The following is a 9377-nucleotide window of genomic DNA, read 5'->3' as shown; positions in this document are numbered from 1 at the left end:
CGCGTCGCCCAACTCCGCCCCCCCGCCTGCGCGCGGCCTATGCGGCGGTGGTGCAGCAAGCGGCCAACGCCCTGCTGCCCGGCGCGCCGCCGGATATCGAGCGCCTGGTGGCCCAGCTGCAGGCGGCCACCAACCAGACGATCGGCCGGCCGGGCGCGCGCCTGCTCATCGGGACCGTGATGGTGGTCTGACGGAACCGCAGTCTCGGTTCGCCCGTTCGGTTGACGGCTCCGTCTCGAAGAGCCGCCGCCCACGGTTTCGCCATGCGCCGCGCACTCGTCGTGACCGCAAGCTTCGTCGCCGTCCTGGGAGCCGGCTCCGTCCAGGCCCAGGACTGGCTGACGCCCCATCTGGAAAGCCAGCGCTGGAACAACCTGAACAACAACCGCGAGCGCTCGGACAGGGACCGCTCGCCGCGCGCCCAGCCGGGAACACCCCCACCCTGTACGCTGGACATGGTCCCCTCGGCCGAGCGCCGACGGGTCGAGGCCGAGTTCCAGCGTCGCGTCCGAACCGAGGGCTACGACCGCGCCTACGCCTGGAGCGTCGAGCAGGGCCGACTGACCCGCCAGCGGATGCAGGCCCGCGGAGTCTGCCGATAGGTCAGTCTTTCGTCGGGCTGATCTGGTTGGCGTCGCCATAGGTCAGGGCCAGGAACACGTCCTCCAGGTCCGGGTCCTCGGTCGAGATGTCGGCGATCGTCACCCCGGCGGCGCGCACGGCGGCCAGCACCTGCTCCACCGACGACTGGCCCTTGCGGTAGCTGATCGCGAAGGCGCCGTTGGGGCGACCGACGACGTCGAAGCCCTTGACCTCGGGCAGGCCCTCCAACTGGTCCTCCGGGGTCACCACGACGTTGCGGGTGTCCAGCCGGCGCAGCAGGACGGACGTCGGCTCGCAGGCCACCACCTCGCCGCGGTTCATGATGGCGATGGTGTCGCAGAGCTCCTGGGCTTCTTCCAGGTAGTGGGTGGTCAGGAGGATCGTCACGCCCTCGGCGTTGATGCGCCGCACGTACTCCCACAGTTGGCGGCGCAGCTCGACGTCGACGCCGGCGGTCGGCTCGTCCAGGATCAGGATGGGCGGATTGTGGACCAGCGCCTTGGCCACCATCAGGCGGCGCTTCATGCCGCCGCTGAGGGCGCGGACGTAGGCGTTGGCCTTGTCCGACAGTCCCAGGGCGGCCAGCAGCTCGTCGGAGCGGCGCTCGTTCGCCGGCACGCCGTAGAAGCCGGCCTGGACCTCCAAGGCCTCGCGGGGGGTGAAGAAGACGTCGGCCACGATCTCTTGCGGCACCACGCCCAGGGCGGCGCGGGCGTCGCGCGGCTGCCGGTCGATGTCGCGGCCCCAGATCGAGGCCGAGCCGCCGGTCTTGTTGACGATGCCCGCCAGGATGTTGATCAGGGTCGACTTGCCGGCGCCGTTCGGGCCCAGCAGGCCGAACATGGAGCCGCGTGGGATGACCAGATCGACGCCCCGGAGCGCGGTCTTGGGCGGCGACTTTTTCGATCCCGCATAGGTCTTTTCCAGCCCCCGGACCTCGATGGCGTTGACGGGCAGGGCTTCGGTCTCGGTCATTCAGGCGCTTTCGGGTGTTTCGAGCGGCTCGGTTTGACGGTATGGAGCGCGCGCGCATACCTATGCGTCACCGCCCCAATCGCCAAGTCAGAGCCTGTCGAATGCCCCCGCGCCCCGCCGATGCGATCATCCCCCCGCCGGAAAAGATCGTCGTGCCGACCAAGCGCGTGTCCTGCGACGGCGGCGGCGGCGCGCTGGGCCACCCGCTGGTCTACATGGACATGGGCGAAGACGACCACGTCGAGTGCGCCTACTGCGACCGCATGTTCGTGCTGGGCAAGCGGCCGAAAAATGAGTCCGAATACCTCGACCCGGCAGCGCGTCCGCCGGAAGCGCACTGACCGTCAGGCGGCCGGCGCGCCGCCTCCTGCCGCGATCCAGGCGTCCACCTGGTCCTCCAGCACGTCCAGCGGCACCGAGCCTGATCCCAGCACCACCGCGTGGAAGTCGCGGATGTCGAAGCGTGCACCGAGCGCCGCCTGCGCCCGCTGGCGCAGCTCCATGATCTTCAGCTCGCCGATCTTGTAGCTGGTCGCCTGGCCCGGATTGGTGATGTAGCGCTCGACCTCCTTGACGATGTCGCGCTCGGACAGGAGCGAGTTCTGGCGGAAATATTCGATCGCCTGCTCGCGGCTCCAGCGCTTGGCGTGCAGGCCGGTGTCGGTGACCAGGCGCACCGCCCGCCACAACTCGGTCGATAGACGGCCGAAGTCGGAATAGGGATCCTGGTAGAAGCCCATCTCCTTGCCCAGCCGCTCGGCGTACAGGCCCCATCCTTCCGCATAGGCGCCGTAGCCGCCGAAGCGGCGGAACGACGGCAGGCCCTGCATCTCCTGGGCGTAGGCGATCTGGAAGTGATGGCCCGGCGCGCCCTCGTGGTAGCTGATCCCCTCGATCTGAGGCTTCAGCACCTGGGTCATGTCCGACAGGTTGACGTAGTAGATGCCGGGCCGCGACCCGTCGGGCGCCGGCTGGTTATAGAAGGCGATGGAGGCCGTGGCCTCGCGCCATTGCTCGACGGCGCGGACCTCCAGCGCGGCCTCGGGCAGGTCGCTGAACCAGCGCGGGGCGACCTGCATCACCTGGGCGATGAAGGCGCGGGCGTCGGTCAGATACTGCTCCTTGCCCTCCGGCGTGTTCGGATACTGGAAGCGCGGGTCGGTCTTCAGGAAGGCGAACATCTCCTGCAGCGAGCCGGTGAAGCCCACCTGGGTCATGATGGCCTGCATCTCGCCCTGGAGGCGCTCGACCTCCTGAAGGCCAATCTGGTGGATCTGGTCGGCGGTCAGGTCGGTGGTGGTCGAGAGGCGCAGGCGGGCGTTGTAGAAGGCTTCGCCTTCGGGCAGTCGCCAGACGCCGCCGTCGCGATCCGGCATGACGGCGGCCTGGGCCTGGACCTCGGCCAGGGTCGCCAGCACGCCTTCGTAGCCGCGCTTCCATTCGCCGGTCAGGGCCGCACGGCCTTCCGCCAGCAGCCGGTCCTTGGTCGCCTGGTCCGTCTCCAACGCGCCGACCTTCCGCTGGAAGTCGGCCCAGACCGGATTGTCCGCGCCGCCGTCGAAGGGGGCGCCGGCGATGATGTTGCGGGTGTTGGCGATCGAGGGCTCGAACACGAAGTTCGGCGAGATCACGCCCTTCGACGCCCGGTCGCGCAGCTCGTCGGCGATCTCGCCCATCACCCGCTCGGAGGCGCGGATGCGCGAGACGTAGGCCTCGGCGTCCGAGACGCTGGAGACGCGATGGTTGTTGATCAGGAAGACCGGCAGGCCGGTGGTCGGGTTGCCGTTGGCGGCGAACTGATAGCCCCAGTCCCGCCACTGGTTGGACAGCCGCGACTGCTCGACCCCGTATTCGAAAAGCCGCATCGACATCCGGTTCTCAGCGCTGACGGTCTGGGGGTCGAACTCGGCCTTCATGCGGGCCAGCTGGCGCTCGGCCAGGGCCAGGGACCGCTCCGCCGCCGCGTCGGTGGCGTCGTCCAGCTTGTCGTAATCGGTCTTCATTCCCAGCGAGGTCATGGTCTGGGGCGACAGGGCGATCCGCTCCTGGAACGCCTGCTCGAAGAAGGCCGCCAGCCGCGCGTCCTCGGTCTGGATCGAGATGTCCGCCTCCGGAGCGGCGGGCGTTTGGGCCAGGGCCGCGCCAGGCGCGCCCGCCAGCACGGCGACGGCGCAGGCGGTGGAGACGAGCAGACGGCGCATGAAGACCCTCCCGAGGTTCAGAAGGGCCGGACCTTCGACGGTCAGAGGGCGAGGCGCAAGGCCGCCTAGAACTCCCGCCAGCTGTCGCCGGGGTCGCGCTCGCCGGGGTCGACCGTCTGCTGGCCCCAGGAGACGATCATCAGAACCTTGTGGCTGCGGATGCGGAACTCGCCGGTCATCGGCAGGACCGCGCCCAGCGGCGCGCCCGTGCGGGGTTCGTAGAGGAAGCCGGAAAACTCGGCTACCCCGATCCGGTCGCGGCGGCTGTAGATCGACAGCTCGGGGATGGACACCACGTTGAGCGTCTCGTTGACCGGCACCCGCATGTCCGGAAGGCCCACGACGCGGCGCATCTGCTCCAGCGAGAGGGCGCCGGCCCGGACCTCGAGAACGGCGTCCGCATCGGCCTTTGTGGGGACGACGGCGTAGCCGGCCTCGGACAAGGCGGCGCGAATGGCGCTGATGGCGTAGGGCGCGTTGTCCGCCCGGAAGTAGACCTCGTCCACGAAGACCCGCGACCCGGCCGGGATCGGCAGGGTCAGGCCCTCGACGGCCCGATCGGCGGCGCGAGAGATCAGCAGCTGCTCCGTGGCGGTGCGGGCGGGATTGGTCTCCGTCGCGGAGGCGCAGGCCGAAAGGCCCAGAAGGACGAGGACCGCCAGGGCGGAATGAGGTCTCAAGATCACCAGCTCCCGATGTTGGGCATGGAGGCCCAGGGCTCCGCGGGGGCGAGAGGCTCGCCCTCCTGCAGGAGTTCGATGGAGACGCCGTCGGGCGAGCGGACGAAGGCCATGCGGCCGTCCCGCGGCGGGCGATTGAGGGTCACCCCGCCGTCCGCCAGCCGCCGGCAGGCGGCGTAGATGTCGTCGACCTTGTAGGCCAGGTGGCCGAAGTTGCGGCCGCCGGAATAGGTCTCGGGGTCCCAGTTATAGGTCAGCTCGACCTCGGGCGACCGTTCGATCTCGGACCGCGCCCTGTCCGCCGGGGCGGCCAGGAAGACCAGGGTGTAGCGTCCGGCCTGGTTCTCCATGCGGCGCATCTCCTCCAGGCCCAGCAGGTCGCAGTAGAAGCGCAGCGAGGCGTCGAGGTCGGTCACGCGGACCATGGTGTGGAGATAGCGCAAGGTGTCCGGTCCCTGGGGAGAAGGAGCGAGGCGGCCTCTATAGCGGCGGATCGCCGCGACGGCGACTCAAGGGCTGTTTCGGCGGGTGCGCCGGCCCGCGAGGGCTGCTAGAGGCGAAGGGTTCGTTTCGGGGAATCCATGCTTCGCAAGCTCTACGACTGGGTCTTTTCTCTGGCCCGCAGCAAGCACGCCACGCCGGCGCTGGCGGCGGTCTCCTTCGCCGAGAGCTCGGTCTTCCCGATCCCGCCGGACGTGATGCTGGCGCCGATGGTGCTGACGCGGCCGGATAGGGCGTATTTCTACGCCGCGGTCTGCACGGCGGCGTCGGTCCTGGGCGGGGTCCTGGGCTATGCGATCGGCTATTTCCTGACGCCGGTGGGCGAGGCCATCCTGGGCTTCATCGGCAGCGCGGACGCCCAGGCCCAGTTCGAAGCCTGGTACGACCGGTTCGGCCTGTGGGTCATCCTGATCAAGGGGCTGACGCCCTTTCCCTACAAGCTGGTGACCATCGCCTCGGGCCTGGCGCAGTTCAGCTTCCCCGTCTTCCTGATCGCCTCGGCCGTCACGCGGGGCGGGCGGTTCTTCGCGGTGGCCTATGTCATCAAGCGCTGGGGCCCCGCCGTCTGGGAGCGGGTCGAGAAGCGGCTGACGCTATGGACCGTGGTGGGCCTGGCCGTGCTGATCGGCGCGGTCGTGCTGCTGAAGGTGGTGCTCCACTAGCCTCGGCCTCGCGTCGGAGGGGCGGCGCATCGACGGACGCGCCAAGCCCGGCTATGAACGGCGTCCGATGAGAGGCTTGTACCGACTCCTGACGCGGTGGTGGACCGCTTTCGCGCTCGCGGCGTCGCTGGCTATGCTGGGCGCCGCGCATGCGTTCGAGCGGTTCGGCGGCCTGGCTCCCTGCAATCTGTGCCTCAAGCAGCGCGAGGTCTATTGGGGGGCGGCGGCGATCGCCCTGGTCGCCACGGTCTGGCATCTGGTCAGCCGCGGCAGCCGCGGCACGCCGCGCATCGCCGCCTTCCTGCTGTTCGTGGTGTTCACGACCGGCGCCGTGACCGCGATCTTCCATGCCGGCGGCGAGCTGAAGTGGTGGGAGCTGCCCGCGACCTGCTCGGGCGGCGGCGATGTCAACCTGGAGAGCCTGGCCGCCCTGGCGCTCGGAACCGGCCCGGTCGAGGACTTCGTGTTCTGCGACACGGTGGCCTGGAGTTTCGCGGGCCTGAGCATGGCAGGATGGAACGCGCTGATCTCGGCGGCGCTCGCCGTGTTCAGCCTGCTCGCCGCCAAGAGGCCCAAGGATGCCCGCGCCCCCCGGAACTGAGACCCCGCAACGCCGCGTCCTGCTGCCCCGTCCCGGACGCGGCGCCAGCAAGCGGCGGCGCGACGAGATCCTGCGCGTCGACCACGCCGGCGAATATGCGGCGGTGCACATCTATCGCGCCCAGCGGGCCGTTTTCGAGGGACGGGCCGGCAAGGCGAAGATCGCGGCCGACATGGAGGAGATGCGCGGCCAGGAGCAGGTTCATCTGGAACGCTTCCAGGCGCTGCTGAAGGCCGAGAACGTGCGGCCGACCGTGATGACCCCGGTCTGGCGGCTGGCGGCCCTGGCGCTCGGCGCCGGCACGGCCCTTATCGGCGAGAAGGCGGCCCACGCCTGCACCGAAGCGGTCGAGAGCGTGATCGAGGAGCATTACGCCGACCAGATCGCCGAGGTGCGGGACCGCGACCCGGCCCTGGCGGCCGAGCTGACGAAGTTCCGCGACGAGGAGCTGGCCCACCACGACCACGCGGTCGAGCACGGCAGCCGCGAGGCCCCTGGCTATGAGCTGCTCAGCGCCGTGATCAGGGCCGGCTGCCGGGCGGCGATCAAGATCAGCGAGCGGGTGTGAGCGGACGCGGGCGGGGCCTGTTCGCGGCCGTGGTCCGGGGTGGAGCCGTCGGTCGCCACATCCGCGTGAAATCCATCCTGCTGAACAGTTCGCGAGGCTCCGCCGACCGGTATGACAACTGGCTGCGGCTCGAGGCCGCCAAGGGCTTCATCCCGGTCCTCATCTTCGCCCTGGCCGACTATCTCGGCGCCCCGATCCCGCTGTGGGCCTTCACCACTCTGCTCGCCGCCGCCCTGGGTTGGGCCGCCTTCGTGCTGTGGCATGCCAGCGCCGCGGCCTTCAGTCTCAACGGACGGCACGCGGCCTATATGAAGAAGATCGGGATAGACCTGAGCTTCGGCGCGACCCTGGGAAACCCGAGGCTTTGGCGGCGGGCGCGGGCCGGGATGACGATGCGAGAATTCATAGCCGAGTTGAAGGCCGTCCAGGCCATGCCGCCTAGCCCCTGACGTCGAAGGCCAGCAGCAGCGTCTTCTGGCGCGCGCTGTTGTTGTCGTCCGAGAGGATGAACAGGCGCACGCCGCCCTGATGCTCGACGGCCGCGATCCCCTCGAAATTGTCGGTCGTCCCCGGCAGCTTGAGCTCGACCAGCACCGGGCCCAGGGTCCCGTCCGGGGCCATGCGACGGACCCGGGCGCGGGCGTCGATGGGCGGGCTGTAGGACCGCTGGACGACGAACCAGCCGTCTCCCGCCAGATCGCGGTCCATGCCGGTGATGCGGTACTCTCCGTCGTCAGCGGTGTCGGGGGCGGCGGAACGCGCTCGACGCAGCCCTGAGGGCCGCAATCCCAGACGCCGCCGCTTTCGCCGGCGACGCGCAGGCAGGGTCGCGAACGAGATGTCGCCGAGGCGCCGCACTGGCGCCCGTCGGCCGTCGAGATGGCCTCCATGCCGTCGTTCAGCGCAAAGGCGAACGGCGGGGACGGCAAGGCGGTCGGGACGGCGTCGGGCCGATCCACGCGGCCGTAGCTCCAGATACGGTGATCGCGCTCGAAACTGACCATCAAAGTCCTGCCGTGGATCGCCAGCCCCTCGGCGTCGCCGTCGGCCTTGTCGGCGATCGGGCGGCTGTTCAGCAGGGTCAGGCGGCGGCCTTCGAAGCGGGCGGGATGGAGCAGCCGGCCAGTGGCGGCGTCCTCGGGGACGACGAACCGGAACAGATCGCCGGCGTCCGAGACCGCGTAGAACCAGGCGTCGTGCGTCTTCAGGTCCGACAGGCTGTGGAAGGGCGAGGCGGCGTCGGCGACGAACTCGAACCCGCCGACGAACCGGACGCCGGGCCCCAGCCGGGCGCCGCCGGGAAGGCCCAGGCCGGCGGGGCGCGCCTGGACCTGCATAGCGGTCCAGCCTTCGCTGGCCGGGACGACGACGGGCGGGGGCGTCGAGGCGGTGGCGCAGGCCGCCATCGCAAGGGCTCCGAGGAGCGGGGCGAGGCGGCGAAGGTTCATCAGGCGGCCTTTCGACGGCGGGTCGGCTGTTCCGCGGGCTGGCTGTCGAACAGCTCGGCCAGCTTCTCGATCATCACGCCCCCCAGCTGCTCGACATCGACGATGGTGACCGCGCGGCGGTACCAGCGGGTCACGTCGTGGCCGATGCCGATGGCCAGGAGCTCGACCGGCGAGCGGGTCTCGATCTGTTCGATCACCTGGCGCAGGTGCTTGTCCAGATAGAGGGCGGCGTTGGCCGACTGGGTCGAATCGTCCACCGGCGATCCGTCCGAGATGACCATCAGGATCTGCCGCTGTTCGGGCCGTCCCAGCAGGCGCTCGTGCGCCCACAGCAGGGCCTCGCCGTCGATGTTCTCCTTCAGCAGGCCCTCGCGCATCATCAGGCCGAGGTTCTTCTTGGCCCGCCGCCAGGGGGCGTCGGCGGCCTTGTAGACGATGTGGCGCAGGTCGTTCAGGCGGCCCGGCCCGGCGGGCTTGCCGGCCGTGATCCAGGCCTCGCGCGACTGCCCGCCCTTCCAGGCGCGGGTGGTGAAGCCCAGGATCTCGACCTTGACCCCGCACCGTTCCAGGGTGCGCGCCAGGATGTCGGCGCAGACGGCGGCGACCATGATCGGCCGGCCGCGCATCGAGCCGGAGTTGTCCAGCAGCAGGGTGACGACCGTGTCGCGGAACGGGCTTTCGCTCTCGGCCTTGAAGCTGAGCGGCGAGGTCGGGTCGGTGATGATCCGCGTCAGGCGGGCGGTGTCCAGCACGCCCTCCTCCAGGTCGAAATGCCAGCTGCGGTTCTGCTGGGCCATCAGGCGGCGCTGCAGCTTGTTGGCCAGGCGGGCGACGACCGAGCTGAGGGCGGTCAGCTGCTGGTCCAGAAGCGACCGGAGCCGCTCCAGCTCGTTGGGATCGCACAGGTCGGCGGCGTCCACGACCTCGTCATAGGCCGTGGTGAAGACGCGATAGGCGTCGATCGCCCGGCCGTCGTCGGCGGTCTGCTGGCGATTGGGCAGGGCCCCCTCGTTCAGCTCCGGCCCGTCGTCGGAGGCGTCCCCGTCCGGGTCCGGCCGGCGCGCCGTCCGGGCGGGCGGTGCGAAGTGGTTAGTGGCTGGTGGTTCGTGGCTGACTGGACAAACACCGGCCTCGATCG

Annotated in this window: 12 protein-coding genes and 2 pseudogenes; 7 read left to right on the top strand and 7 right to left on the bottom strand. The window is 70.0% G+C overall.

Annotated features, from left to right (window positions below; translation table 11 throughout):
- Nucleotides 1–191 (top strand): annotated as a pseudogene (locus AC2W7C_RS09175) (Tat pathway signal protein); the annotation flags it as partial.
- Nucleotides 192–263: 72 nt separating this feature from the next.
- Entirely contained in the window at nucleotides 264–602 is a 339-nt protein-coding gene (locus tag AC2W7C_RS09170) for a hypothetical protein (RefSeq protein ID WP_486001161.1), read from the top strand.
- 1 nt (nucleotide 603) lies between these two features.
- Here the strand turns inward: AC2W7C_RS09170 and AC2W7C_RS09165 are convergent, their stop codons facing one another.
- Nucleotides 604–1578, bottom strand: a complete 975-nt coding sequence (locus AC2W7C_RS09165) for an ABC transporter ATP-binding protein (protein WP_486001160.1) — start codon at nucleotides 1576–1578, stop codon at nucleotides 604–606.
- A 101-nt stretch (nucleotides 1579–1679) separates the two neighbouring features.
- Between AC2W7C_RS09165 and AC2W7C_RS09160 the strand changes: the two genes are divergently transcribed.
- Nucleotides 1680–1919 carry a zinc-finger domain-containing protein gene (locus AC2W7C_RS09160; RefSeq protein ID WP_486001159.1) on the top strand — a complete coding sequence of 80 codons (240 nt, stop codon included), beginning with the start codon at nucleotides 1680–1682 and terminating at the stop codon, nucleotides 1917–1919.
- Between the two features lie 3 nt (nucleotides 1920–1922).
- Here AC2W7C_RS09160 and AC2W7C_RS09155 read toward each other — a convergent pair whose 3' ends face one another.
- From AC2W7C_RS09155 to AC2W7C_RS09145, 3 genes are all read right to left on the bottom strand, one after another.
- Entirely contained in the window at nucleotides 1923–3779 is a 1857-nt protein-coding gene (locus tag AC2W7C_RS09155; RefSeq protein ID WP_486001158.1) for a DUF885 domain-containing protein, read from the bottom strand.
- Between the two features lie 65 nt (nucleotides 3780–3844).
- Nucleotides 3845–4465, bottom strand: coding sequence for a DUF6655 family protein (locus tag AC2W7C_RS09150; RefSeq protein WP_486001157.1), 621 nt, complete (start codon nucleotides 4463–4465; stop codon nucleotides 3845–3847).
- Nucleotides 4462–4902, bottom strand: coding sequence for a VOC family protein (locus tag AC2W7C_RS09145; RefSeq protein WP_486001156.1), 441 nt, complete (start codon nucleotides 4900–4902; stop codon nucleotides 4462–4464). The genes AC2W7C_RS09150 and AC2W7C_RS09145 overlap by 4 nt, the downstream gene beginning before the upstream one ends.
- Before the next feature lie 138 nt (nucleotides 4903–5040).
- Between AC2W7C_RS09145 and AC2W7C_RS09140 the strand changes: the two genes are divergently transcribed.
- The 4 genes from AC2W7C_RS09140 (at nucleotide 5041) to AC2W7C_RS09125 (ending at nucleotide 7240) form a co-directional block, all read left to right on the top strand.
- Complete coding sequence (locus AC2W7C_RS09140) at nucleotides 5041–5622, top strand: YqaA family protein (RefSeq protein ID WP_486001155.1); 582 nt, start codon at nucleotides 5041–5043, stop codon at nucleotides 5620–5622.
- A 67-nt stretch (nucleotides 5623–5689) separates the two neighbouring features.
- Nucleotides 5690–6223 carry a disulfide bond formation protein B gene (locus AC2W7C_RS09135; RefSeq protein ID WP_486001154.1) on the top strand — a complete coding sequence of 178 codons (534 nt, stop codon included), beginning with the start codon at nucleotides 5690–5692 and terminating at the stop codon, nucleotides 6221–6223.
- The gene (locus AC2W7C_RS09130; RefSeq protein ID WP_486001153.1) at nucleotides 6201–6791 is read left to right on the top strand and encodes a demethoxyubiquinone hydroxylase family protein; all 591 of its coding nucleotides are present in this window, start codon (nucleotides 6201–6203) and stop codon (nucleotides 6789–6791) included. Before AC2W7C_RS09135 ends, AC2W7C_RS09130 begins: the two co-directional genes overlap by 23 nt.
- On the top strand, nucleotides 6788–7240 hold the full coding sequence (locus AC2W7C_RS09125) for a hypothetical protein (RefSeq protein ID WP_486001163.1): 453 nt from the start codon (nucleotides 6788–6790) through the stop codon (nucleotides 7238–7240). Before AC2W7C_RS09130 ends, AC2W7C_RS09125 begins: the two co-directional genes overlap by 4 nt.
- Here AC2W7C_RS09125 and AC2W7C_RS09120 read toward each other — a convergent pair.
- From AC2W7C_RS09120 to AC2W7C_RS09110, 3 genes and pseudogenes are all read right to left on the bottom strand, one after another.
- The gene (locus AC2W7C_RS09120) at nucleotides 7230–7649 is read right to left on the bottom strand and encodes a hypothetical protein (RefSeq protein ID WP_486001162.1); all 420 of its coding nucleotides are present in this window, start codon (nucleotides 7647–7649) and stop codon (nucleotides 7230–7232) included. The genes AC2W7C_RS09125 and AC2W7C_RS09120 overlap by 11 nt on opposite strands.
- 68 nt (nucleotides 7650–7717) lie before the next feature.
- Nucleotides 7718–8128, bottom strand: a pseudogene (locus AC2W7C_RS09115) (esterase-like activity of phytase family protein); the annotation flags it as partial.
- A 110-nt stretch (nucleotides 8129–8238) separates the two neighbouring features.
- Nucleotides 8239–9377: cobaltochelatase CobT-related protein (locus AC2W7C_RS09110; protein ID WP_486001152.1), on the bottom strand; the 1139-nt coding region annotated here is incomplete at its 5' end.

This window comes from Brevundimonas sp. CURTG3B2_SDJG (assembly GCF_057364705.1).
Note: the sequence above shows the minus strand (reverse complement) of the source record. Positions and strands in the feature narration are given on the sequence as shown.